The sequence below is a fragment of the Achromobacter sp. genome (genome assembly GCF_050285565.1).
Lineage (GTDB): Bacteria > Pseudomonadota > Gammaproteobacteria > Burkholderiales > Burkholderiaceae_B > Achromobacter.
On the sequence record NZ_JBLZXG010000007.1, the window covers coordinates 275,230 to 299,783 of the forward strand.

Annotated in this window: 22 protein-coding genes; 7 read left to right on the forward strand and 15 right to left on the reverse strand. The window is 67.7% G+C overall.

The genetic code is table 11. The features are described 5' to 3' along the window. Window positions 1-169 precede the first annotated feature (169 nt). A complete protein-coding gene (gene thiC, locus ACN6O8_RS16885) occupies window positions 170-2,083 on the forward strand; it encodes a phosphomethylpyrimidine synthase ThiC (protein WP_427992174.1) in 1,914 nt (637 codons plus the stop codon). 213 nt (window positions 2,084-2,296) lie between these two features. On the opposite strand, the gene ACN6O8_RS16890 is transcribed toward thiC, so the two are convergent. The 7 genes from ACN6O8_RS16890 to gpmA all read right to left on the reverse strand — a co-directional run bounded on the left by ACN6O8_RS16890 (window position 2,297) and on the right by gpmA (window position 10,435). Further along, complete coding sequence (locus ACN6O8_RS16890) at window positions 2,297-3,709, reverse strand: FAD-binding oxidoreductase (protein ID WP_427992175.1); 1,413 nt, start codon at window positions 3,707-3,709, stop codon at window positions 2,297-2,299. Then, window positions 3,706-4,425 (reverse strand): FadR/GntR family transcriptional regulator, encoded by a 720-nt coding sequence (locus ACN6O8_RS16895; protein ID WP_427992176.1) that lies wholly within the window; start codon window positions 4,423-4,425, stop codon window positions 3,706-3,708. The genes ACN6O8_RS16890 and ACN6O8_RS16895 overlap by 4 nt, the downstream gene beginning before the upstream one ends. An 82-nt stretch (window positions 4,426-4,507) precedes the next feature. Next, window positions 4,508-5,698 (reverse strand): GGDEF domain-containing protein, encoded by a 1,191-nt coding sequence (locus ACN6O8_RS16900; protein WP_427992177.1) that lies wholly within the window; start codon window positions 5,696-5,698, stop codon window positions 4,508-4,510. 139 nt (window positions 5,699-5,837) lie between these two features. Further along, window positions 5,838-6,593 carry a HesA/MoeB/ThiF family protein gene (locus ACN6O8_RS16905; protein WP_427992178.1) on the reverse strand — a complete coding sequence of 252 codons (756 nt, stop codon included), beginning with the start codon at window positions 6,591-6,593 and terminating at the stop codon, window positions 5,838-5,840. Next, window positions 6,590-8,035 carry a S41 family peptidase gene (locus tag ACN6O8_RS16910; protein WP_427992179.1) on the reverse strand — a complete coding sequence of 482 codons (1,446 nt, stop codon included), beginning with the start codon at window positions 8,033-8,035 and terminating at the stop codon, window positions 6,590-6,592. The genes ACN6O8_RS16905 and ACN6O8_RS16910 overlap by 4 nt, the downstream gene beginning before the upstream one ends. 41 nt (window positions 8,036-8,076) lie before the next feature. Further along, complete coding sequence (locus ACN6O8_RS16915; RefSeq protein WP_427992180.1) at window positions 8,077-9,678, reverse strand: peptidoglycan DD-metalloendopeptidase family protein; 1,602 nt, start codon at window positions 9,676-9,678, stop codon at window positions 8,077-8,079. A 4-nt stretch (window positions 9,679-9,682) separates the two neighbouring features. Then, window positions 9,683-10,435, reverse strand: a complete 753-nt coding sequence (gpmA, locus tag ACN6O8_RS16920; protein ID WP_049076754.1) for a 2,3-diphosphoglycerate-dependent phosphoglycerate mutase — start codon at window positions 10,433-10,435, stop codon at window positions 9,683-9,685. Between the two features lie 161 nt (window positions 10,436-10,596). Between gpmA and ACN6O8_RS16925 the strand changes: the two genes are divergently transcribed. The 5 genes from ACN6O8_RS16925 to ACN6O8_RS16945 all read left to right on the forward strand — a co-directional run bounded on the left by ACN6O8_RS16925 (window position 10,597) and on the right by ACN6O8_RS16945 (window position 14,026). After that, window positions 10,597-11,019, forward strand: a complete 423-nt coding sequence (locus ACN6O8_RS16925) for a rhodanese-like domain-containing protein (RefSeq protein ID WP_427992181.1) — start codon at window positions 10,597-10,599, stop codon at window positions 11,017-11,019. 50 nt (window positions 11,020-11,069) lie between these two features. Further along, window positions 11,070-11,327, forward strand: a complete 258-nt coding sequence (gene grxC / locus ACN6O8_RS16930; RefSeq protein WP_006391755.1) for a glutaredoxin 3 — start codon at window positions 11,070-11,072, stop codon at window positions 11,325-11,327. A 36-nt stretch (window positions 11,328-11,363) separates the two neighbouring features. After that, window positions 11,364-11,897: a protein-export chaperone SecB gene (secB, locus tag ACN6O8_RS16935; protein ID WP_049076759.1), complete on the forward strand. Its 534-nt coding sequence runs from the start codon at window positions 11,364-11,366 to the stop codon at window positions 11,895-11,897. An 18-nt stretch (window positions 11,898-11,915) separates the two neighbouring features. Next, window positions 11,916-12,965, forward strand: coding sequence for an NAD(P)H-dependent glycerol-3-phosphate dehydrogenase (locus ACN6O8_RS16940; protein WP_427992182.1), 1,050 nt, complete (start codon window positions 11,916-11,918; stop codon window positions 12,963-12,965). A 65-nt stretch (window positions 12,966-13,030) separates the two neighbouring features. Beyond that, complete coding sequence (locus ACN6O8_RS16945) at window positions 13,031-14,026, forward strand: Bug family tripartite tricarboxylate transporter substrate binding protein (protein ID WP_427992183.1); 996 nt, start codon at window positions 13,031-13,033, stop codon at window positions 14,024-14,026. A gap of 26 nt (window positions 14,027-14,052) precedes the next feature. Here ACN6O8_RS16945 and ACN6O8_RS16950 read toward each other — a convergent pair whose 3' ends face one another. Together ACN6O8_RS16950 and ACN6O8_RS16955 are read right to left on the reverse strand one after the other, a co-directional pair. Then, complete coding sequence (locus tag ACN6O8_RS16950) at window positions 14,053-14,523, reverse strand: tRNA (cytidine(34)-2'-O)-methyltransferase (RefSeq protein WP_427992184.1); 471 nt, start codon at window positions 14,521-14,523, stop codon at window positions 14,053-14,055. A gap of 130 nt (window positions 14,524-14,653) precedes the next feature. Continuing rightward, entirely contained in the window at window positions 14,654-15,211 is a 558-nt protein-coding gene (locus tag ACN6O8_RS16955) for a ComF family protein (RefSeq protein ID WP_427992185.1), read from the reverse strand. Between the two features lie 251 nt (window positions 15,212-15,462). Here ACN6O8_RS16955 and ACN6O8_RS16960 point away from each other — a divergent pair, with 251 nt between their 5' ends. Continuing rightward, complete coding sequence (locus tag ACN6O8_RS16960) at window positions 15,463-16,395, forward strand: methyltransferase domain-containing protein (protein ID WP_427992186.1); 933 nt, start codon at window positions 15,463-15,465, stop codon at window positions 16,393-16,395. Between the two features lie 48 nt (window positions 16,396-16,443). Here ACN6O8_RS16960 and ACN6O8_RS16965 read toward each other — a convergent pair whose 3' ends face one another. The 6 genes from ACN6O8_RS16965 to ACN6O8_RS16990 all read right to left on the reverse strand — a co-directional run bounded on the left by ACN6O8_RS16965 (window position 16,444) and on the right by ACN6O8_RS16990 (window position 24,551). Next, entirely contained in the window at window positions 16,444-17,688 is a 1,245-nt protein-coding gene (locus ACN6O8_RS16965; protein ID WP_427992187.1) for a YbdK family carboxylate-amine ligase, read from the reverse strand. Window positions 17,689-18,043: 355 nt separating this feature from the next. Next, window positions 18,044-19,513: a TrkH family potassium uptake protein gene (locus ACN6O8_RS16970; protein WP_427992188.1), complete on the reverse strand. Its 1,470-nt coding sequence runs from the start codon at window positions 19,511-19,513 to the stop codon at window positions 18,044-18,046. Between the two features lie 52 nt (window positions 19,514-19,565). Further along, window positions 19,566-20,945 (reverse strand): Trk system potassium transporter TrkA, encoded by a 1,380-nt coding sequence (trkA, locus tag ACN6O8_RS16975; RefSeq protein ID WP_427992189.1) that lies wholly within the window; start codon window positions 20,943-20,945, stop codon window positions 19,566-19,568. Next, on the reverse strand, window positions 20,942-21,631 hold the full coding sequence (locus tag ACN6O8_RS16980) for a response regulator (protein WP_427992190.1): 690 nt from the start codon (window positions 21,629-21,631) through the stop codon (window positions 20,942-20,944). The genes trkA and ACN6O8_RS16980 overlap by 4 nt, the downstream gene beginning before the upstream one ends. A gap of 11 nt (window positions 21,632-21,642) precedes the next feature. After that, complete coding sequence (locus ACN6O8_RS16985; protein ID WP_427992191.1) at window positions 21,643-23,964, reverse strand: ATP-binding protein; 2,322 nt, start codon at window positions 23,962-23,964, stop codon at window positions 21,643-21,645. Next, window positions 23,961-24,551 carry a DUF4390 domain-containing protein gene (locus tag ACN6O8_RS16990; RefSeq protein WP_427992192.1) on the reverse strand — a complete coding sequence of 197 codons (591 nt, stop codon included), beginning with the start codon at window positions 24,549-24,551 and terminating at the stop codon, window positions 23,961-23,963. Before ACN6O8_RS16990 ends, ACN6O8_RS16985 begins: the two co-directional genes overlap by 4 nt. Window positions 24,552-24,554 lie beyond the last annotated feature (3 nt).

A 24,554-nucleotide genomic window follows, 5' to 3' on the forward strand; every position in this document is an offset into this window, starting at 1 on the left:
ACTTCGCTCTCGCGCAGGGGTACTCGTCGCGCCGAACCGGCCCGACGTGTTGAGAGAGTCCCTTCGTACCAGTACGGATAATGCCGATGCTGGGAGCCGTATTCCCGCCATGCCCGCATGGCGGGAGTCCATTCCCGATCGGCTCCAAACCATTCGCTTGGAGCTTTCCATGAACGCCAATCCCAAATTCCTGGCCGCCACCGCCGAGGTGGACTCGGCCGCCGTCGCGCCGCTGCCCAAATCGCGCAAGGTCTATGAAACCGGCTCGCGGCCCGACATCCGCGTCCCGTTCCGCGAGATCGAGCAGGCCGACACGCCGACCATGTTCGGCGGCGAGAAGAACCCGCCGCTGACGGTCTATGACTGCAGCGGCCCGTATACCGACCCGGACGCCAAGATCGACATCCGCCGCGGCCTGCCCGAGCTGCGCCGCGCCTGGATCGAAGAACGCGGCGATACCGAGCTGCTGTCCGGCCCGACCAGCGACTACGGCAAGGAACGCCTGACCGATCCCAAGTTGACCGCGATGCGTTTCGACCTGCGCCGCCCGCCGCGGCGCGCCAAGTCCGGTGCCAACGTGACGCAGATGCACTACGCGCGCCGCGGCATCATCACGCCCGAAATGGAATTCGTGGCGATCCGCGAAAACCTGCGCCGCGAGCAGTACCTGGAAACGCTGCGCGCCAGCGGTCCGGACGGCGAGAAGATGGTCAAGCGCCTGCTGCGCCAGCATCCGGGCCAGTCGTTCGGCGCCGCCATTCCCGCTGCCATCACGCCCGAGTTCGTGCGCGACGAGATCGCCCGCGGCCGCGCCATCATTCCGGCCAACATCAACCATCCGGAAATCGAGCCGATGGCGATCGGCCGCAACTTCCTGGTGAAGATCAACGCCAACATCGGCAACTCGGCCGTCAGCTCGGGCATCGGCGAGGAAGTCGAAAAGATGACCTGGGCGATCCGCTGGGGCGGCGACACGGTCATGGATCTGTCCACCGGCAAGCACATCCACGAGACGCGCGAGTGGATCATCCGCAATTCGCCGGTGCCGATCGGCACGGTGCCGATCTACCAGGCGCTGGAGAAGGTCGACGGCAAGGCCGAGGAGCTGACCTGGGAGATCTTCCGCGACACGCTGATCGAACAGGCCGAACAGGGCGTGGACTATTTCACGATCCACGCCGGCGTGCGCCTGCCGTTCATCCCGATGACGGCTGACCGCATGACAGGCATCGTCTCGCGCGGCGGCTCGATCATGGCCAAGTGGTGTCTGGCGCACCACAAGGAAAGCTTCCTGTACGAGCGCTTCGAGGAAATCTGCGAAATCATGAAGGCCTACGACGTCAGCTTTTCGCTGGGCGACGGCCTGCGTCCGGGTTCGGGCTATGACGCCAACGACGAAGCCCAGTTCGCCGAGCTCAAGACACTGGGCGAGCTGACGCAGGTGGCCTGGAAACACGATGTGCAGGTGATGATCGAAGGCCCGGGCCACGTGCCGATGCAGATGATCAAGGAAAACATGGAGCTGCAGCTGGAACACTGCCACGAGGCGCCGTTCTACACGCTGGGCCCCCTGACGACCGACATCGCGCCCGGTTACGACCACATCACCTCGGGCATCGGCGCGGCGCTGATCGGCTGGTACGGCACGGCGATGCTCTGTTATGTGACGCCCAAGGAGCACCTGGGGCTGCCGAACAAGAAGGACGTGAAGGACGGCATCATCACGTACAAAATCGCTGCGCACGCGGCGGACCTGGCCAAGGGCCACCCGGGCGCGGCGATCCGCGACAATGCGCTGTCCAAGGCACGCTTCGAGTTCCGTTGGGACGACCAGTTCAACCTGGGCCTGGATCCGGATACGGCCAAGGAGTTCCACGACGAGACGCTGCCGAAGGACTCGATGAAGGTGGCGCACTTCTGCTCGATGTGCGGGCCGCATTTCTGCAGCATGAAGATCACCCAGGATGTGCGCGATTATGCGGCGTCGCAGGGCGTGACCGAAAAGGAAGCGCTGCAAAAAGGCATGCAGGAGAAGTCGATCGAGTTCGTGAAGAAGGGCGCCGAGGTTTATCACCGGCAATGATCTGCCGATCTCGGGCTGCCGTATTTTTTGGCGGTCGCGAGCGGCGATGAAGGCCTGGAGCGCTCGCTTCGGGCCTTTTTTCTTGGATGCTTTGCTTTTTTACGGAGTCAGTCCGATCTTCTTGCGCCAAGCGTGAGGGACTTGAGCCGTCCGCCCCCGCGGCCGCGCCCGCCCGGGGGGCAACCTACAAGGCGCCCTCGCCGCCAGCAGACCCTACAGCAGCTTGCCGGGATTCATGATCCCCTTGGGATCCAACACCCGCTTGATCTCCCGCATCAGCCGCAATTCCACGGCATCCTTGCTATGCAGGAAATGCTCCCGCTTGAGCTGCCCGATTCCGTGTTCCGCGCTGATGCTGCCGCCGTAGCGGTTGACTTCGTCCAGCACCGCGTCGGTGATCGCGGCGCCATGCTCGGCCACCCAGCCGCGGTCGGCGCCGGCGGGGCGCGACAGGTTGTAATGCAGATTGCCGTCGCCGAAGTGGCCGAAGATGAAGGGGCGGATGTCGGGGTACAGCGCGCGCACGCGTGCTTCGGCCGTGGTCATGAAGTCGGGGATGCGCTCGATCGGTAGCGATACGTCGTGCTTGAGGTGCGGGCCGTCGGCACGTTGGGCTTCGGAGATCTCCTCGCGCAGCTTCCACAATGCCAGCAACTGCGCCAGCGACGCGGACACGGCGGCGTCCAGGCACAGGCCGCGTTCGAGCGCGGTGCCGATCACGGTCTCCAGCAGCGCGTTCAGGGCGGCTTCGTCGGCGGTGTCGGCCAATTCCACCAGCACGTAGGCGGGATAGCGCTGGTCGAACGGTTCCTGCACACCGGCGGCGTGGGCCAGGACCAGGTCGAGACAATCGCCCGAGAAGTACTCGAAGGCCTGCAGGCGGGCGCCGCATTGCTCGAACAGGAGCTCGAACAGTTGCAGGGCCTGGGCCGGGGATTCGACCGCGGCCAGCACCACCGAGCGCACATCGGTGCGCGGGAACAGGCGCAGGGCCACGGCGGTGATGACACCCAGCGTGCCTTCGGAGCCGATCAGCAGTTGCTTCAGGTCGTAGCCGGTATTGTCCTTGCGCAGGGTGCGCAGGCCATTGAAGATCTCGCCGTTGGGCAACACCGCTTCCAGGCCCAGCACCAGTTCGCGCGCCATGCCGTAGCGCACCACGTTGACACCGCCGGCATTGGTGGCAACGTTGCCGCCGATCTGGCTGGAGTCTTCGGCCGCCAGGCTCAGGGGCAGCAGGCGGCCAGCGTCCTGCGCCGCGCGGCGCAGGTTGCCGAGGATGCAGCCGGCCTCGGCAACCATCGTGTTGGCGACGGTGTCGATGGCGCGCACGGCGTTCATGCGGTCCAGGCTCAGCACGACATTGACGGGCGCGGCATCGGGCGTGGCGCCGCCGCACAGGCCGGTGTTGCCGCCGCGCGGCACCACCGGCACGCCGGCCTCGTTGCACAGCGCCAGGCAGGTGGCGACCTCGGCGGTGGTGCGCGGACGCACCACCGCCTGCGCGTGGCCGTTGTACAGGCCGCGCCAGTCGGACAGCCAGGGCGCGATGTCTTCGCGGGCGGTGAAGACGGTGTCGGGGCCCAGGGCCTGGACCAGGCGCTGGGCGATGTCGGTTGTGCTCATGATGTCTGCCTGGAGGCGGGAAACAGGGAATCGAGGCGCAGGCGGCTGGCCGCCTGCCGCAGATGGCGCTCGGCCGCGCGCCGCGCGCGCACCGCATCGCGGTCGCGGACGGCCTCGAACACGACCACGTGTTCGTGGTGCACGGCATCCGTCATGCCGGCCAACTGGCGGCTGTTGGCGCGGGCGGTGGCGACGGCCAGCCGCAGTTGCAGGTTCAGGTACTGCAGCAGATCCTGGTAGAACGGGTTGTGGGTCGCGGCCGCGATCGCCAGATGGAAGGCGATGTCGTGCTCGACGCCGTGTTCGGGATGGTGCTGGTGGCGTTCCAGGTCAGCCAGGGCGCGGGCCATCGCGTCCAGATCGACCGCGCTGCGGCGCTCGGCCGCCAACGCGGCGGCGCCGCCTTCCAGTTCCATGCGCAGTTCGTAGACGTTGGCCAGTTGTTCGCGGCTGACGGCGATGTCGGTGGGAACCTGGAAGCCTTGCGTGCCGGTGCGCGCCAGCACCACACAGCCCGAACCCTGGCGGCTCTGAATCAGGCCCTGGGCGCGCAGGCGTTCGGTGACTTCGCGGATGACGGCAGCGCTGACCCCGTACTGCCCGGCCAGGACGCGGCCGGACGGCAGCTTGGCGCCCACGGGATAGACGCCGTGGGCGATATCGCCCGCGATCTGGCGGGCGACCCGCTCGGTGAGGGTCAGGCTCTTGGTCAGCATAGCGGTCGAGTATAGCCGATACTTTTCAGGTTATCTGATAACTTTCATCGATCCGATCCGCTAGGCAAGGTACCGGCGCGGTTCAGGCCGCCTTCGTGGCGTCGCCCGGTTGGCGCGCGCCTTCGGTATCCGGCAGGCTGGCCACGGCGCAGCGCCGGCCGCCGCGCGCCTTGGCACGGTACAACGCGGCATCGGCGGCATCGAGCACCGCCTGCGCCTTGCGGTTGGTCCCGGAGATGATAGAGATGCCGATCGACAGCCCGACGCTGATGCGCACGCCGTCGCCCAGCACGATGGGCTGGCTGACATCGCGCAGCAGGTGATTGCCCAGGCGCAGCGCGGCGGTGGCGTCGATGCCTGTGACCAGCACGATGAATTCGTCGCCGCCGATGCGGGCGGCAACGTCGTCGACCCGCAGCATGGCGCGCATGCGCTGGGCGATGGTCTTCAGAACATGATCGCCGGCGGCGTGGCCATGGGTGTCGTTGATGATCTTGAAGTCATCCATGTCCATGTAGAACAGCGCGGCGGCGCTATCGTGTTCGCGCGCGCTGGTGCAGATGCGTTCGAGCGCCGCTTCCAGGCCGGCGCGGTTGGCCAGGCCGGTCAGCGCGTCCAGGCTGGCGCGGCGCTCGTTCTCGCGCTCGGCCAGCATGGTGGACACCAGGATGCGCCGCAGCCGCTGCGAGGCGATGCTCATGCTGACCAGGTAGAACGGAATCTGGATGAAGACGATGGCGGTGATGTATTCGCCGGCGAACAGCGCGCCCAGGCACATCGGGCCCAGGCTCAGGAAGATCATCGCCCCCACCAGCCGCGGCGCGCCGTAGTTGCGAAAGCAGATGCCGCCGGCCATGGCGCCGCAGGACACCCCCGCCAGCGTGGCCGCCAGCCAGTCGTGGTTGAGGAAGGTGACGAACACCCCGTAGCCGACGCTGAAGGCCCACAGCAGCGCCAGCACGATGTAGATGTCGGTATGGGTGTTACCGCCGCGCGCGGCATTGCGCAAGGCCGACCGCAGGATGGTGACCCGCACCCCGGCCAGCAGGATCTCCAGGATCAGCCAAGAGATATAGAGCGGCTCGGGCCGGCGCCATGTCACCACCCCGGAGATCATCAGGGTATTGATGACGCCGCCGGCAAAGATCGGCAGAGTGCCAAACAGACTGGCGATCAAGGCGGCGCGAATATCCGCGGGCGTGTCCTGCCCGGAATCCGTCAACCAACGGGTCAACCGCCATTTCGGCAGGCTGAATCTCAGTCCTGTATCCACACCGTCACGTCCAATGCTGCCTGCCGTGGAGCGGCAGGCTGGCTGGCGTTATAGCAGGTATTTCAGGCCTTTTATATTGTCCTGGCGGGCAAGGATGGCGCGGAATTTAAGGGGACGGAACGATGGGCGACCGTGCGTGTCAGTGATCGCGGCCGCCGCAGACCGCGCACTCGGGATCGCGCTGCACGTTGACGCTGCGCCACTGCATGGTGCGCACGTCCAGCCACAGCAGCCGGCCCGACAGGCTTTCGCCCACCCCGGACAGCAGCTTGAGGGCCTCGGCCGCCTGCATGCTGCCGATGATGCCGACCACCGGCGCGAATACGCCCATGGTGGCGCAGTTGGCTTCCTCGACGTCGTCCGCCTCGGGAAACAGGCAGTGGTAGCACGGCGCTTCGGGATCGCGCAGGTCGTAGACGCTGACCTGGCCGTCGAAACGGATGGCGGCGCCCGACACCAGCGGCTTGCCGTGCTGCACGCAGGCGCGGTTGATAGCGTGGCGGGTGGTGAAGTTGTCGGTGCAGTCCAGCACCAGGTCGGCCTGCGCCACGGCGTCCGACAATGCCTGGCCTTGCAGCCGTTCGACCCGCGCATGCACACGCGTCTGCGGGTTGAAAGCGGCCAGCATGTCGCGCCCGGATTCGGCCTTGGGCCGGCCGACGCTGGCAGTGGTATGCAGGATCTGGCGCTGCAGGTTGCTGAGTTCGACGACGTCGTCATCGGCCAGCGTGATCTCGCCGACGCCGGCGGTGGCCAAGTAGAGCGCGGCGGGCGACCCCAGGCCACCCGCCCCTACGACAAGCACACGCGCCGCCAGCAGTTTTTCCTGCCCTTCGATACCCAGCTCGTCGAGCAGGATGTGGCGGGCGTAGCGCAGCAGTTGCTCGTCGTTCATTTGTCCTTGCTGGGCTCGACTCCGGTCGGCGTGATCTTCATGCGCTGGGCAGTGCCGGTGCCGGGCTTGGCATCGGCCTTGGCCTGGGCGCGCGCCGACCCCTTCTGCACCGGCTTGCCGGCCAGCAGGTTCAGCGCCTGCTGCAACTGGAAGTCGTCCTTGCCGCCGAACTCGAACACCTTGGTCGGCACGTCAACGTTGTCCTGGTCCGCATTGGACTTGACCTCGTTGGCGGTGCCCGGGTTGGAGAGGTGGCGTTGCAGGTCGGCCTCGCGCGGCAGGCGGAACAGGTCGCCGTCGGCGGTGTCGGCCACGACGTAGTCGGGTTCGATGCCGGTGGCCTGGATCGAACGGCCGCTGGGCGTGAAGTAGCGCGAGGTGGTGAGCTTGACCGCGGTGGTTTCAGACAGCGGCAGGATCACCTGCACCGAGCCCTTGCCGAAGGTGCGGTTGCCCAGCACCTTGGCGCGCTTGTGGTCCTGCAGCGCGCCGGCCACGATTTCCGAGGCCGAAGCGGAACCGACGTTGACCAGCACCACCATCGGCACGGTCTTGGTCCAGGCCGGCAGGCCCGCCAGGTAGTTGCTTTCGCCGCGGGCGTATTCCGAGGGCGTGGCCAGGTACTTGTGGCGGGCGTCGGGGGTACGGCCGTCGGTCGACACCACCAGGGCATCGGCCGGCAGGAACGCGCCGGACACGCCGATGGCGCTGGTCAGCAGGCCGCCCGGGTCGTTGCGCAGGTCCAGCACCAGGCCCTTGGGAGCTTCCTTGGCGCCCAGGTCCTTGAGCTGCTTGGCCAGGTCGACGCCGGTCTTTTCCTGGAACTGGGCGATGCGCACGTAGGCCACGCCGTTGTCCAGCATCTTGCTGCGCACGCTGCGCACCTTGATGATGTCGCGCACGATCTTGAGCACGATCGGCTGCGGCCGGTCGGCGCGCATGATGGTCAGCGTGATGGGCGACTTGGGCGCGCCGCGCATGAGCTTGACGGCGTCGTTCAGCGACATGCCCTTGGTGGGCGTGTCGTCGATCTTGATGATGAGGTCGCCGGCCATGACGCCCGCGCGCGCGGCGGGCGTGTCTTCGATGGGCGAGATGACCTTGACGAAGCCGTCCTCGGCGCCGACCTCGATGCCCAGGCCGCCGAACTCGCCCTGCGTGGCCGTCTGCATTTCGCGGAAGGCATCGGCATCCAGGTAGGCCGAATGCGGGTCAAGGTTCGACACCATGCCGGAAATGGCATTGTCGATCAGTGTCTTGTCATCGACCGACTCGACGTAGTTGTTCTTGATGGCGGCGAAGACGTTGCTCAGTTGCCTGAGTTCATCCAGTGGCAACGGGCTGCCGCGCTGGGCGACAGCGGTGACGCCCACGCTGAGCAAGACACCTGCCACCGCACCGATGGCAATCAGACCGAAACCGCGAAACTTGCGAGTGCTCATGCACACTTCCCGAATGGTTTTCGCCCTTGAGGGTTTTTGGCTTACTGGGCCAGCCATTGGGCTGGATCCACAGGAGCGCCGCGATGGCGAATTTCAAAGTATAGGCCGGATTCCACTTGGCCGCCGGTTGCGCCTACCGAAGCAATAGTATCCCCCGCCGCGACGGAATCGCCCACCCGTTTGAGCAGACTTTGGTTGTAAGCATAGACGGTCAGATATTGCTGGCCATGATCCACAATGATGAGGTTGCCGAAACCCCTCAGCCAATCGGCATAGACCACCGTGCCAGGCGCCACGACCTTCACCGGCGTGCCCTCGGGGGCGCGCAGCACGATGCCGCGCCAGACGCCGCCGTCCGGACGGTCGACCCCGAAGCGGCCCTGCACCTGGCCCCGCACCGGCGCGGCCAGGCCATGGCGCAGGCCGTTGCCGCCGCCCACCGGGGCGGCGCGCGGAGCCTGCTGGGCCGATGCGGTACGGGTTGGAGTGGTCTGCGCCTCGGCAGGTTCCGCCTTTTTGGGGGCTTCCGCGGGTTTGACCGGGGGCGGCGCTTCGGCCGGGCCGGTCAGGCGCGGCTGGCGCGAGTCGGCCGGACGCAGGCCGGCCGCATCGGGATCGGCCACGGCGACAGGGCCACGGCCCTGGCGCGAGGCGGCTTCGACCTGTTCGCGCGCCGCGGCGGCCTCGCGGGCTTCGCGCGCGTCGCGCTCGCGGCGGGCGCCGTCGGCCGCGGCCTTGTCGGCGGCCGCCCTGCGCTCGGCCTCGGCCTTCCTGCGGGCTTCCTCGGCGCGGCGCTCGGCTTCCGCCTTCTTGCGCGCCTCTTCGGCGCGCCGGGCTTCCTCGGCGCGGCGTGCCTCCTCGGCGCGGCGCCGCGCCTCTTCGGCCTTGCGGGCCTCTTCGGCCTGCTTGACGATGGCCGCGTCCAGGTCGGTGATCAGGCGCGACAGGCGCTGGTCATCGCGGCCCAGCTTGTTGGCTTCGGCGCGCTGGGCGGCGATCTGGCCTTCCAGCCGCGCCAACAGCGTGGCGCGTTCCTTCTGCTGCGCGACCAGCGCCGCTTTCTGCTCGGAGGTCTCGGCCACCAGCTTTTCGATTTCGGCGCGACGCGCGTCGGCGCGCCCCTGCAACGCCGCCAGGCGGTCGATATCGGCCCGCAAGGCCTCGACGGCGCGGGCGCGGGCCTGGGATACGTAGTCCAGGTAGCCGAGGTTGCGCCCCAGCACCTGGGGGTCGTCGCCGGACAGCAGCGCCGTCCAGGGCGACAGGCCGCTGGTGTACTGGGTGCGCAGTTGGTCGGCCAGCTCGACCCGGCGCTTGGCCAGCACCGCCTGCTGGGCCGTGATCTGCTTTTCCAGGCCGGACAGGTCGGTGCTCGCCTGGCGGTTGGCGTCGGCCAGTTCCTTCAGGCGCAGATTGATCCTGGAAATCGCCGATTCCGACTGCTTCAGGGCGTCGGCGGCTTCCTTGCGGGCCGCTTCGCGCGCATCGATGTCCTTTTGCAGGTTCTCGATGCGATCGCGCAGTTGGGCCTGCTGTCTTTCGGCTTCGGACTGGCGGCCGGCAAGATCGTTGGGCGCGGCGCCCGCGGGCAGCGCTCCGCCAGCCAGCATGACCGCCAACAACCATCCCGCCTTGCGCACCATGAAATCAGTCCTTCTTCGCCTTGCCTTGGGCCGCGACCGCGGCCATGGCCGCCTCGATCTCGGCGGCATCGCCGAGATAATAGTGGCGGATCGGACGCAGGTCATCATCCAATTCGTACACCAGCGGCTGACCGGTGGGAATATTCAGGTTGACGATGTCGTCATCCGAGACATTGTCCAAGTGCTTGATCAGGGCGCGCAGGCTGTTGCCATGGGCGGCGATCAGCACCTTGCGGCCGGCGCGGATGGCCGGGGCGATGGATTCGTTCCAGAAGGGCAGCACGCGCGCCACCGTGTCTTTCAGGCACTCGGTGGCCGGCAACTGGTCGGCCGGGATCTTGGCGTAGCGGCTGTCGAAGCGCGGGTGGCGCTCGTCGTCCAGCGACAGGGGCTCGGGCGCGATGGCGTAGGCGCGGCGCCAGATCAGCACCTGCTCGTCGCCATACTTGGCAGCGGTTTCGGCCTTGTTCAGCCCCTGCAGGGCGCCGTAGTGGCGCTCGTTCAGGCGCCAGTTCACGCCCACCGGGGTATACATGGCGTCCATGGCGTCCAGGGCGATCCAGAGGGTGCGGATGGCGCGCTTGAGCACCGACGAATAGGCCAGGTCGAAGGTGTAGCCTTCCTTCTTGAGCAGTTCACCCGCCTTGCGGGCCTGTTCGCGGCCGGTTTCGGTCAGGTCGACGTCGGTCCAGCCGGTGAAGCGGTTTTCCAGATTCCACTGGCTTTCGCCGTGGCGCATGAGAACGAGTTTGTGCATGGTTTGGCAGGCGTGTAACGCGGGTTAAAGTTGCGGAATGCGCTCATTTTATAATTGAGCGATTTTGCCCTTGATTTTGCCCCGGCGCACCCGTCAATTTCGCGGCGCGGCGCTCCAGGGTTCGCCCTTACCAGGCTAGATGCCGCACTTCAGGATGCCCCGTGGACCTTCTGCAATTCTTGCTCGATAAAAACAACATCTTCATTGTCGCCGTGACCCTCGTGTCCGGCGTCATGCTGGCCATTCCCGCCCTGCGCAAAGGCCGCACCGGCTCGGCCGTCAGCACCGCGGAAGCCATCCAGATGGTCAACCAGCGCCAGGCCGTTTGGGTCGACGTGCGCCCCGCCGAGCAGTTCCAGGCCGGCCACATCGCCCAAGCCCGCAGCGTGCCCGCCGCCGACCTGGAACAGAAGGCCGCCTCGCTGCCCAAGAACAAGCCGCTGGTCGTGGTTTGCGACAATGGCCGTGATGCGGCCCGCGCCGCCGCCAAGCTGCGCGCGCAGGGCTTTGCCGACGTGGTGCCCCTCGAAGGCGGCATGCGCGCCTGGCTGGCCGCCAGCCTGCCGGTCACCCAGAAGGGTTGAACCCGGGCGACGCGCCCCCATCTTATCGACAGAATCTGTCTGGAGCGCCTATGAATAAAGTTGTCATGTACAGCAAGGACTATTGTCCCTATTGCGCCCGCGCCAAGGCGCTGCTGGAGCAGCGCGGCGTGACCGACCTGGAAATCATCCAGATCGACCGCGAACCCGGCCAGCGCGATCGCATGATCGAACGCACCGGCCGGCGCACGGTACCGCAGATCTTCATCGGGGATACCCACGTCGGCGGTTGCGACGACCTGATGGCGCTGGACCGCTCGGGCGGCCTGACCCCATTGCTCAACGGCTAACGCCCCTTTTTGCCCCTCCCACCAACGGAAACACTCATGGCTGATCAAGACCAAAACACCCAGCAAGAAGGCGGCAACGACGCGCCCTCGTTCAATCTGCAGCGCGTCTACCTGAAAGACCTTTCGCTGGAAATGCCGAACGCGCCCCACGTCTTCCTGGAGCAAGAAGCGCCCCAGGTTGAAGTGAGCATCACCGTGGGCGGCCAACGCCTGGCCGAAACCGTGTTCGAAACCACGGTCACGGTCACCGTCACCACCCGCGTCAACGACAAGGTCGTGTACCTGGTCGAAGGCACCCAGGCCGGCATCTTCGAAGCCGCCAACATCCCTGAAGAACAGCTCGACCCGCTGCTGGGCATCGTTTGCCCGACCATGCTGTACCCGTACCTGCGCGCCAACATCGCCGATGCGATCACCCGCACCTCGATGCCCCCGCTGCACCTGACCGAAGTCAACTTCCAGGCCCTGTACGAGCAGCGCCTGGCCGAGCTGCAACAGCAGCAAAGCAACGCCAACGGCAACGGCAGCGACTCGGGCATCATCCTGCCCGCCAGCGCCACCCGCCAATAAGGCGCATCGCGGCGCCCCATGAACCAGTCTTCCTCGCCCAGCCTGCGCGTTGCCGTCCTGGGCGCGGGTAGCTGGGGCACCGCGCTGGCGGCGGCCGCGAGCCGCCGCCACCCCACCGTACTCTGGGCGCGCGATCCGGCGCAGGCCGCCGACATGGCTGCCCGCCACGAGAACGCGCGCTACCTGCCCGGCATCGCGCTGCCGCAGGCGCTTACCGTTTCCTCCGATCTCGACGCGACCCTGCGCAGCCTCAAGCAGGACGGCGCGGCGGGATTGATCATCCTGGGCGTGCCCGTGGCCGGCCTGGCCGCGACCTGTGCCGAACTGGCGCAACGCCTGCCCGCGCTGGGCCTGCAGGACACCCCCATCGTCTGGACCTGCAAGGGTTTCGAGGCCGACACCGCGCGGCTGCCTCACGAAATCGTGCGCGCGGCCCTGCCCGGCGCCATCGGCGGCGCCCTGTCGGGCCCGTCGTTTGCCCGCGAAGTGGCCCAGGGCCTGCCCGTGGCGCTGACCGTTGCCAGCGACAACGCCGCCCTGCGCGCCGCCACCACCCTGGCCCTGCACGGCGCCGCGCTGCGCGTCTACGCCAGCGGCGACCTGGTCGGCGTGGAAGTGGGTGGCGCCCTCAAGAACGTCATCGCCGTGGCCTGCGGCATCGGCGACGGCCTGGCGCTGGGCACCAACGCCCGCGCCGCGCTCATCACCCGCGGCCTGGCCGAGATGACCCGCTTCGGCGTCGCGCTGGGCGCGCAGGCCGAAACCTTCGCCGGCCTGACCGGCCTGGGCGACCTGGTGCTGACCGCGACCGGCGAACTATCGCGCAACCGCCACGTGGGACTGGAGATCGGCGCCGGCCGCAAACTGGCCGACATCCTGGCCAGCGGCATCACCGCCGAGGGCGTGCGCTGCGCCCGCGCCGCGCTGGACCGCGCCCGCGCCATCGGCGTCGAACTACCCATCACCGAAGCCGTGTGCGCCGTGCTGTTCGAGGGCGTGGCCCCGATGACGGCCGTGTCGGCGCTGCTGGCGCGCAACGCCCGCGACGAACACGACTCCGACGGCTGACACCCGCCGCGCCCGCGCCCTCTCCCCATCACGACATCACGCCCGACACCCAGGAGACACCCTTCATGACGCACCCCAGCAAGTTCCGGGTCGGCCGCCTGCTGCGCGGCCTGTGCCTGAGCCTGGCGGCCATCCTGCCCGCCGCCGCCCACGCCGATTGGCCCGAACGCCCCATCCACATGGTGGTGCCGTTCCCGCCCGGCTCTTCGCCCGACATCCTGGCGCGCACCATCTCCGAACCCCTGGCCCAGGCGCTCGGGCAACCCATCGTCATCGACAACAAACCCGGCGCCGGCGGCAACATCGGCACCCGCATCGTTACCCAGGCCAAGCCCGACGGCTACACCCTGCTCTACACGATCAATGGCCCGCTGGTCACCGCCCCCACGCTCTACAAAAAGACGCTGGGCTATGACCCGCTGCACGACCTGGCGCCCGTGACGCTGGTCGGCACCAGCCCCAACGTGCTGACGGTGCCCGGCAACCTGCAGAACGTGAACTCCGTGCAGGACTTCGTGCGCATGGTGAAGGAACACGGCAGCTCGCTGAACTACGGCTCCGTCGGGCCCGGCAGCTCGGCCCACCTGGCCATGGAAATGTTCAAGGAGCGCGCCGGCATCGACATGGCGCACATTCCCTACGCCGGCTTCCCGCAGGTCATCAGCGCCATCATTGGCGGCGACATCCAGGCTGGCTTCATGGTGCCCGCCATCGCCGTGCCCCAGACCCGCGACGGCAAGGTCAAGGTCCTGGCCGTCACCAGCCTGCAGCCCAGCGACACGCTGCCCGGCATCCCCACCATGGCCTCGCAGGGCTACCCCGACTTCGAAGCCATCTCCTGGAACGCCATCCTCGCCCCGGCCGAAACGCCGATGCCCATCATCGAGCGCCTGAACAGCGAGCTGACCCGCATCATCAACAGCGATACGGTTCGCAAGCAGATGGCCTTGCAGTACTTCACCCCCGCCCCCTCAACTCCCGAGGCGCTGACCGTCCGCATCCAGGACGAAAAAGCCCGCTGGGACCAGGTCATCCAGAAACTGAACCTGTCTCTGGACTAAGGCCGCTGGCGGCGGCGCCCCCTTCCCTAAACGCCCCCCTCATACCCAAGCTGCCGCCAAGCCTCGAACACGGTAACCGCCACCGCATTCGAGAGATTCAAGCTCCGCTGCCCCGCCCGCATCGGCAAGCGCAACCGCTGCTGCGGCGCGAACAGCGCATGATGCTCCGCCGACAGTCCCGCGCTCTCGCGCCCGAACACGAATACATCCCCGGCCTCGAACCGCACATCCCCCACGCTGCGCTGCGCCTGGGTGGTCAATGCATAGATATGCGGGGCCGCCGCCCCCGTGTCCGCCAGCGCCTGCGGCAGGGAATCGTGCACCCGCACGGGCTGCCACTCGTGGTAATCCAGCCCCGCCCGCCGCATGCGGGCATCGTCCAGTTCGAACCCCAAGGGGCGCACCAGGTGCAATTGCGCGCCGGTATTGGCGCACAGGCGGATCGCATTGCCCGTGTTGGGCGGAATCTCGGGGCAGACGAGGATGACGTGGAACATGGCGAAAGGGCCGAAAAACGTTGACGGGCGCGCGGCCGCAAGCAGCCGCGCAGCAGCGATTGTCGCCGATTTGGACTATCCGCCGGCCTCGCGCCGGCCCCATGCCGGGCCGGCGGAACGCGACAGCGGATCAGCCGGGACGTGGCGTGCGCGCCGCCACCAGCACCGTCACGCTGGCCGCGCCCGCGTCCAGCAGCGCGCGCGCCGCGGCATCGGCGGTGCTGGCCGTGGTCATGACGTCATCGACCAGGCCGACCGCGCGGCCGGACAGATCCCGCCGGCAGTGGAACACGCCCCTCGCGCCCTGTTGCCGCGCCTGTCGTCCCAGGGTCGTCTGCCGCGGCGTCTCGCGCCGCCGCCGCAGCGCCCCGCGCAGCAGCGGCCAGCCGAGCCGCGCCGCCAGGTCGCGCGCGATCTCGGCCGCCGGATTCAAGCCGCGCCGGCGCAGCGACGCGCGGCTGGACGGCACCGGCACCAGCAACAGCGCCGCGGGCGGCGGATCGCACCACACCGCGTGCGCCAGCAGGCGCGCCAGCACCGGCGCCGCGCTCAGCCGCAGCTGGGTCTTGAGCTGGCGGATCAGCGTATCGGCGGGAGGCTCGTAATCGAACGCGGTGATCGTGCGCGCGAAGGCCGGCGGCCGCGCCAGGCAGGCGGCGCAATGCAGCGCGTCGGGCCCCAGCCGCACGGCGCAACGGAGGCAGCGCGGGGCCGGCGGTGCCTGCGACGCGGCGGCGAGATCGATTTCACAGCCCTCGCACAATCTGGCGCCGCCGACGCGGACCCCGCACAACGGGCAATCGCAAGGCACCCGGTCCAGCAGCCACCGCCCCATCGCCTGTAGGGACAATCGGCGCCCCCGGCCGGGATGGGCAATAATGTGAGCCATCCCCCATGAAATCATGATCCGCCCGCGGCTGTGGCCCGGGCGCGACCGAAATGTCCTTGCCAGCACCCAGTTCCCCGCCCTCGCTCCCGCTCGTCGCCGCCGATGTGCCGCGCCAATTCGCCCGCCGCGGCGACCTGTCGGAAGCCCAGTTCCTGTATGGCGAAGTCGCCCGCCGCATGCTGGGCCGGTTGCAGTACATCCGCGTGCGGCCGCAGGCCATGCTGGACGCGGGCTGCGGCGCTGGCGACAACCTGGCCCTGCTGCGCGAGCGCTACCCCGAGGCCGCCTACAGCGGTCTGGACAATTGCGAACCGCTGCTGGACATCGCCCGCCAACGCCACGCGCCCGCCGGCCTCGGCGCCTGGATCGGCAAGCTGGCGCGCCGTGGCCCGGCCACGGCTTTCGTCAACGCCGACCTGGCCGCGACCGGGCTGGCCCCGGAATCACACGAACTGGTCTGGTCCAACCTGGCCCTGCACTGGCATCGCGAACCGCACGCGGTGCTGGCCGAATGGCGCCGCATCCTCAAGGTCGGCGGACTGGCGATGTTCTCCTGTCTCGGGCCGGCGACGCTGCGCGAACTGCGCCAGGCACTGGCTGACGCCGGCCTGCGCACCGCCACGCCGGCCTTCGTCGACATGCACGACTTCGGCGACCTGCTGGTGGAAAACGGCTTCGCCGACCCGGTCATGGACCAGGAAATCCTGACCCTGACCTACCGCACGCCGGAAAAACTGCTGCAGGACGTGCGCGCCCTGGGCGGCAATCCGGCCGCCGGCCGCCGTGGCGGCCTGGTCGGGCGCGACTGGCGGGCACGCCTGTGCGCGGCACTGGAGGCCCAACGCCGGCCCGATGGCGTCATCGCCCTGAGCATCGAGGTAGCCTATGGCCACGCCTGGCGCGCCGCGACCCACCGCGCCAGCGCCGGGGAAACCCGCTTGTCGGTCAGCGCCATCGGCGGCCGCCAGCGCGGCACGCCCTGAGGTCAAAAGCCCCGCCCGGGGCCTGCGCGCCTCGCGCAGGCGTTCAGGTCAGTGCAGGCGTTCGGGCACGGTTCCGGTCACGCCCGGCTCCGCGGCCGATAGCGGCTGCATCGGTTCGGACGTGGCGCGGATGCGCCGGCGCAGCACCGCGGTGGGTTCGGCCGGCGCGGCCAGCGGGGGCGACTCGCCACGCCAGGCCTGCGACATCGACTCCACCACCAGCGGCAGGTCGCGCAGGCGATGGAACTGGTTGCGCAGCCAGCGCGCGTCGTTGCCGCTGCGCATGGCGTCGTCGCGCAGCGCTGCGATCATGTCGCCCGTGCCAAGCTCCTCGGCCACCGGCATCAGCCGCTGGAACAGCGCGCGCAGATGATCCATCAGGCGCAGGCGCTGGCCGTCCGGCGTCACATAGCTGCCCTGCAGCCCGAAGCGGCAGGCCTGGAAGTGATTGCTGCGGTAGGACAGCCAGGCCTTGTCGCTGGGATCGTCCTCGCGCATCAGCAGCACGGCCAGCGCCTGGGCGAACGCCGCGACCTGGCAGGCGCGCTCGACCGTCAGCGGCGTGTCGCAGACACGGATCTCCACCGTGCCGAATTCGGGCTTGGGGCGGATATCCCAGTACAGGTCCTTGATGCTCTCGGCCAGGCCATAGGCGCGCAACTGCGCCAGATGGGCCTCGAACTGGTACCAGTCCTTGACCTCGGCCGGCATGTGGCCGGCCAGCGGAAAGCTGTTGACCGCGTTCAGGCGCGAGCACGAGAACAGCGTATCGACGCCCTCGCAATACGGCGACGACGCCGATAGCGCGATGAAGTGCGGCACATAGGGCGACAGCCGGCGCAACAATTTGATGGCGTCGTCGCCGCTCTTGACGCCCAGATGGATGTGCTGGCCGAACACCGTAAATTGACGCGCCAGGTAACCATACATTTCGGCGAGGTATTGGAAGCGCGGGGTATCCGAAATGGAACGTTCCTGCCAGCGCATGAACGGGTGGGCGCCGCCGCCGGCCACCGAAACGCCAACGGCATCGGCCGCCTCGACCAGGGCGTCGCGCATCTCGCGCATTTCGGCCAGCAGGCCCATCGGGTGCTCGTGCACCGAAGAATTCAATTCGATCATGGACCGCGTGATTTCCGGTTTGACACGGTCGGCGATGGGGTGGTTGGCCATTTGGGCCAGCAGCTCGTCAGAGGCTGCGGTCAGGTCAAAACTGCGGGGGTCGATCAGTTGCAGCTCGAGTTCGATGCCCAGGGTGTTGGGGGCCGACGAAATGAACGGGATCTGTTCCATCTCGGACTCCTTTGGATATTTTGATGAGGGGATGCGCCGTTCGACCTTGAAGCCCGGCAACTTCCCGGGGGGCACTAGACGGCGGCTTGTGAACGCATAATAGCCGCATGTTTGTGGCAAAACGATTGAAAATCGTGACATTTGTGTGCAACATCACGATGCATTCGGTTTTTCCCTCTACGACAAGGTAAGCGAGCGCTCACAACCTAGAAACCATGCGGCCTGACGGCGCGCGCGGGCCGCAAGCGCAGTCGGGACGAGGCTTTGGAGCGAGGGCGGGATAACCCTTATTCGGGTTATCCCGGAGCAAAACCTGCCACCTCGGCGCGCCGCCGCCACGCGCTGGCCGGACCGGCTATTTGCGCCAGAAGATGGGGGTGAACAGCACCAGCACGGTCAGCAATTCCAACCGGCCGATCAGCATGGCAAAAGTGCAGACCCAGATCTGGAAGTCGGACAGCACCGCGAAATTGCCCATCGGGCCGACCGGGCCCAGGCCTGGCCCGGTATTGTTGACGCTGGCGAACACGGCCGAGAACGCCGTGATGGGATCCAGGCCCGACAACAGCAGCAAGCTGGTGAAGACGGCGATGGACAGGCCGTAGAACAACATGAACGCCAGCACCGACGACATGGTGCGGGCCTCGACCGCCCGGCCGTTGACCCGCACCGGACTGACGGCGTGCGGGTGCAACATTGTTACCAGTTCGTTGCGCGCCTGCTTGACCAGCAGGATGGCCCGGATCATCTTGATCCCGCCCCCGGTCGACCCCGCCGAGGTGGCGAACCCGGACAGCAGCAGCATGGTCAGGGGCGCGAACAGCGGCCACTGGGCGAAGTCGGTATTGGCATAGCCGGTGGTGGTGGCCATGGAAATGGTGTTGAACATGCCATAGCGCAGGGCCTGCAGCGGTTCCTGGTAGACGCCCTTGACGTACAGGAACACCGAGATCACCAGCCCCACGCCCAGCACCACCACCAGATACGGAATCGCCTCCGGGCAGCGCAGGTAGGCGCGCGCGCTGCGTTGGCGGAAGGCATTGAAGTGGGTGGCGAAGTTGATGCCGGCGATCAGCATGAACACCATGGCCACCATTTCGACCGCCACCGAATCGAAATGGGCGAAACCGTCGTCCCAGGTCGAAAAGCCGCCCAGCCCCATGGTCGTGGCCATGTGGCACCAGGCCTCGAACCAGGAAAGGCCGACGGCGCGATAGGCCAGGAAACATAGAATCGAAAAGGCGAAATACACCGCGTACAGCGCCTTGGCGGTGCTGGCGATGCGCGGCGTCAGGCGCTCGTCTTTCATCGGGCCCGGGGTCTCGGCCCGCACCACCTGGTGCCCGCCCACGCCCAATAGCGGCAGGATCGCCACCGCCAGCACCAGGATCCCCATGCCCCCGACCCACACCAGCGTGGCGCGCCAAAGGTTGATCGACGGCGGCAACGCGTCCAGGTTGGTCAGCACCGTGGCGCCAGTGGTCGTCAGCCCGGACATGGCCTCGAAATAGGCGCTGGTGAACGACAGCGGCAGGCCGGCGCGGTGGAAATAGATCAGCAACGGAATCGCCGCCAGCAGCGGCAGGCCGGCCCAGACGGCCGACACCAGCACAAAGCCGTCGCGGGCGCGCAGCTCGCTGCGGGCGCGCCGGGTCAGCGCCGCCAGGCCCACGCCAATGCCGATGGACAGCAGGAAGCCGTGCAGAAAGGCATCGCGCGCGGCGTCGCCGCCAAGGTACGCCACCCCCAGCGGAATCAGCATGGTGAGCGCGAACATCACCATGGTCAGGCCCAGGATGTGCAGGGTCGCCAGGACGCGCCTCATGCCGCCTCCCCGGCCGGCGCCGGCCCGTCGGAAAACAGGACGCGCGGGCTCATCAGAAGAACGACGCCGAGACTTGGAACAGCTTTTCCACGCGCGGCATCTGCTTGCGCGAGGGCACGAAGACGATGACGTGGTCGTCGGTCTCGATCACGGTGTCGGCGTCGGGCAGGATGATTTCGTCCTCGCGCACCAGGGCGCCGATGCTGGCGCCCTTGGGCAGGCTGATCTCGCCGACCCGCCGGCCCACCACCTTGGAAGTGGAACGGTCGCCGTGGGCGATGGCTTCCAGCGCCTCGGCCACGCCCTGGCGCAAGCGGTGCACCGCCGCCACGTCGCCGCGCCGCACGTGGCGCAGCAGTTCGCTCATGGTGGCCTGCGACGGCGACACCGCGATGTCGATATGGCTGCCCTGCATCAGTTCGCCGTAGGCCTGGCGGTTGATCAGCGCGATCACCTTGCGCGCGCCCAGGCGCTTGGCCAGCAGCGACGACATGATGTTGTCCTCGTCGTCGCTGGTCAGGGCCAGCCAGGTATCCATGTCCTCGATGTTCTCGCGTTCCAGCAGGGCCTCGTCGGTGCCGCTGCCGTGCAGTACCAGCACGCTGTCGGGCAGTTGCGTGGCCAGGTATTCGCAACGCTTGAGGTCGCGCTCGATGATGCGCACGCTGTAGTTTTCCTCGGCCAGCGCGCGCGCCAGCCGCAGGCCGATGTTGCCGCCGCCGGCGATCATCACGCGGCGCACGGCCTTTTCGGCTTCGCGCAGTTGCCGCACCGCGCGGCGGGCGTGGCGCGTGTCCACCACCAGCACCACTTCGTCGCCGGGCGCGATCACGGTGCCCGAGCCGGCCCGCAGCGGCCGGCCGCCGCGCAGCACGTCGATCACACGGGCGGTGACGTCGGGCCAGACCTCGCGCAGCTTGTCGACGGGATGATGCGCCATCGGGCTGCCATGCCCGACGCGGACGGTCACGACGCTGACCCGGCCCTCGGCGAACTCCACGACCTGCAAGGCCTCCGGAAATTCGATCAGGCTGTGCAGGTAGGTGGTGACGCTGCGCTCGGGGCTGATGATGGCGTCGATGCAGAAGCCCTCTTCGCTCATCAGCTCCGGATGCTCGGAGAACTCGCCCGAGCGGATGCGGGCGATGCGGCGGGGGATATTGAACAACTGGCGGGCGATCTTGCAGGCCACCATGTTGGCGGCGTCGGAGGCGGCGCAGGCGATCAACAGGTCGGTGTCGGCCGCGCCGGCGCCTTCCAGCACCGATACCTGCGAGCCGTCGCCATGGACGACGCGCAGGTCGAAATGTTCTTGCAGGTATTGCAGCTGGGAGGGATCCGAATCGATCACCGTGATGTCGTTCTGCTCGGACACCAGGTTTTCCGCCACGCTGGTGCCTACGCGCCCAGCGCCGATGATCAGGATCTTCATGCGCCCCGTTTGCGCGCCGACTCGATGCCCAATTGCTTGAGCTTGCGATAGAGGTGGGTGCGTTCCAGGCCGGTGCGTTCGGACACGCGCGTCATGCTGTGGCTTTCGCGAACCAGGTGGTATTCGAAATAGATGCGTTCGAACTCGTCGCGCGCCTCGCGCAGCGGCTGATCCAGCGAAATGCTGCCCAGTTGGCCGTTGGCGGTGACCGGAACCTCGTTGGCGGGCGCCGCCGACAGCGTCGGCGGATCGAGTTCGTCTTCGAGCGCCACGGCGGTGCTGGCCGCCACGGGCGCCGCCACGGGCGCCGGATGCGGCACCCGGCCGCGGGCCAGGCCGGCCGCCACGGTCTTGAGCAGGCGCTGCAGCGTGATCGGCTTTTCGAGGAAATCCATGGCGCCGATGCGGGTGGCCTCGACCGCCGTGTCGATGGTGGCATGGCCGCTCATCATGATGACGGGCATGTCCAGCAGGCCCTGCGAACCCCATTCCTTGAGCAGACTGACGCCATCGGTGTCCGGCATCCAGATGTCCAGCAGCACCAGATCGGGACGCATGCGAAGGCGCGCGGCGCGCGCTTGCGCCGCGTTTTCGGCCAATTCGACCGTGTGCCCTTCGTCGTAAAGGATTTCCGACAAAAGCTCGCGAATACCGACTTCGTCGTCAACCACCAGAATTCTGGCCATAAAGCATCCACCTATTGCGTAGCCGCATTATCCTTTTCTTGCGCGGTCGCGTCCATAGTATCGGCCCCGGGCGCAAGCCGGGTCAACAAGATGGAGATCCGCGCGCCTCCTTCCTTGCGATTGGCAAGGTCGATCCGCCCGCCATGCTCTTCCACGATCTTGCGTACGATTGCCAATCCTAACCCAGTCCCGTGGGACTTGGTGGTTACGTAGGGCTCGAAAGCGCGCTGCATGACCTGCGGTGGGAAGCCCGGGCCCGTATCGGCGACCGTGAAACGCAGGGCCTGCTGGTCGGCGCGGTCGGGCTGCTCGCTGCGCATCAGCTGGGTCGTGACGCTGACCCGGCCTTCCCCGCCCTTCTCGGCGATGGCGTCGCGGGCGTTGGACAGCAGGTTGTGGATCACCTGGCGCAGCTGGGTCGGATCGCCCTCGATGGCCGGCAGGCCCGCGGCCAGGTTGACGTCCAGGTTCAAAGCCTTGCCGGACACCATGCGGACCGCGGCGGCGCCGTCCGGCTCCCAGCCGTAAAGAGACAGCACATCGGCAACCAGGGCATTGAAGTCGATGCGCTGCATCACCGCGGGGGGCGTGCGGGCGTATTCGCGGAAATCGTCCACCATCTGCTTGAGCGAGGCCACCTGGTTGACGATGGTGTTGGTGGAACGCTCCACGATCTGGGCCTCGGCCGGTTGCAGCTTGCCCTCCAGCTTCATCGCCAGGCGTTCGGCGGACAGTTGGATCGGGGTCAGCGGATTCTTGATCTCGTGCGCCAGCCGGCGCGCCACCTCGCCCCAGGCCACGGTGCGATTGGCCGAAATGACTTCCGTGATGTCATCGAACACCACCAGGTAGCCGTTACCGCGGCCATCCACCCGCAGGTGCGTGCCACGCGCCAGCAGCGTCAGCGGCTGCGGCCCGTTGGGGGTGTCGCCCTGCTTGGGCGCGATCTCGAACTGCTGCTGCCAGTGCTGGCGCTCGGAGCCCACCGCCGCGTGGGTGGAAAACGCCTGCCGCACGATATTGGCGAATTCGAGCATGCCGTCCACGGTTTCCAGCGGCCGCCCGATCACCGAGCGCAGATCGGCCTGCAGGATGGTCTGGGCGCCCTGGTTGACGGTGGTGACGCGGAAGGACTCGTCGAACACCAGCACGCCCGAGGACAGGTTCGACAGCACGCTTTCCAGGTAGACGTTGGATCGTTCGAGCTGCTGACGGTTGCTCTCGACCATGCGGCGCGCCTCGTCGAGCTGGCGCGTCATGGCGTTGAACGAGCGGGTGAGCTGGCCGACCTCGTCGCGTTCCGGCGGCTCGGGCAGCGGCCGGTAGTCGCCCACGCCCACCGCCTGGGTGCCGCCGGCCAGGCTCAGCAGCGGCCGCACCAGCCGCTTGGACAGCGACAACGCCACCGCGATGGCGCCGAATGCCGCCAGCAGCAGCGCCAGGGTCAGCGTGATGCCATACAGCTTGCGCAGGCCCAGCCGCGACAGCGCCAGTTCCTGGTAATCGCGAAATCCCTGTTGCACCAGGTTGGCGTTGTGCGCGATCTGCTCGGGCACTGGCTGCAGCAGTTGCAGCCAGCGCGGCTCGGACGCGGCGCCCAGCAGATTGTCGTAGCGGTCCGGGCCGGTCAGCGGGATCACCACGCGCAGGTGCAGCCCGCCATCCTCGCCCGGCTTGACCGGGTCGTCGGCCTCGGCGGCCGAATAGCCGCGCGACAGGCGCAGTTGGTTCATGACAGCGGGCGGCGGCATGGCCGGCAGCAATTGGCCGTACTGGCTGGTGGAGAACGCCACCATGCGGCCGCTGCCGGTGAAAACCATGGCTTCCTGCACGCCATTGGCTTCGCGCAGCCGCGTCAGGGCCAGCGTCACGCCGGTGTCGGAGTTGCGGTTCAGCTCGGCAGCCATGGACCGCGCCCGCGCATCCAGGTCGGCCAGCAGCGAATCGAGCGCGGCGCGGCCCAGGTTCAGGCCGGCCTCCAGCGCGCTGTCGACCCGCACGTTGAACCAGGATTCGATCGAGCGCGACATGAACTGCACCGAGACGGTGTAGATCAGGGCGCCGGGCACCACGCCGATCAGCGCAAAGGCTAGCGAGAAGCGGGCCGTCAGCCGGGCGCCGAACTGCCGGCGCCGGATCTGCCGCGCCAACCGCACCGTCAAGGCCACCACCCAGACGAACAGCGCCAGGGCGAAAATGCCGTTGAGGATCAGCAGGGTGTCGTAATAGCGCGCAAAGCGCGAGGCATTGCCGGTGGACCACGCCAGCAGGCCCAGCAATGCCAGGCCGCTCACGGCGCCGACCATCAGGGCCAGCCGAAGCAACAGCCTCATGAGGGGTCTTTCTCCTTGTCACCCAGCGAGAACGAGAAATCGGTCCACGGCGTGCCCTGGATCCAGGAGCTGCTGTTCAGCGCATTGACCTGGAACGGCCGGGGCAGCAGCGATGTGTCCAGCCGCAGCCGGAACTGGCCGCCATAGACCACGCCTTCGTCGAAATCGTCGGCATCGGCCACCTGCCAGTTGCGCACGTGGCGGATGACGCTCATGGCATCGTCCAGCGACGCCACCGGGAAGGACAGCTCGCCCACGCCGGCACGCCACTGCCGCGTCAGCGCGTTGTAGACCACGCGCCAGGTGCGGGAGGTATCCACCAGGGACTTGTTGAACCACCACCAGCGCTCGCGCGTGATGGTCAGGTCGGCGGTGAAATACAGCGGCACGCCGCGCTGGGCGGCGTCGCGCAGTTGCTGGTTCAGTTCGAATTCGATGTCGGCGTCGATTTCGAGCTTGTCGCCACGCACCACCGGCTCGACGCGCACGACCTGCGGCTCGGACCCGTGTGCCTGGCCCGCCGGCGCCAATGACAGCGCGGCAGATGCGAACAATAACCCCAGAAATAAGCGTGAAATGATGGACATACG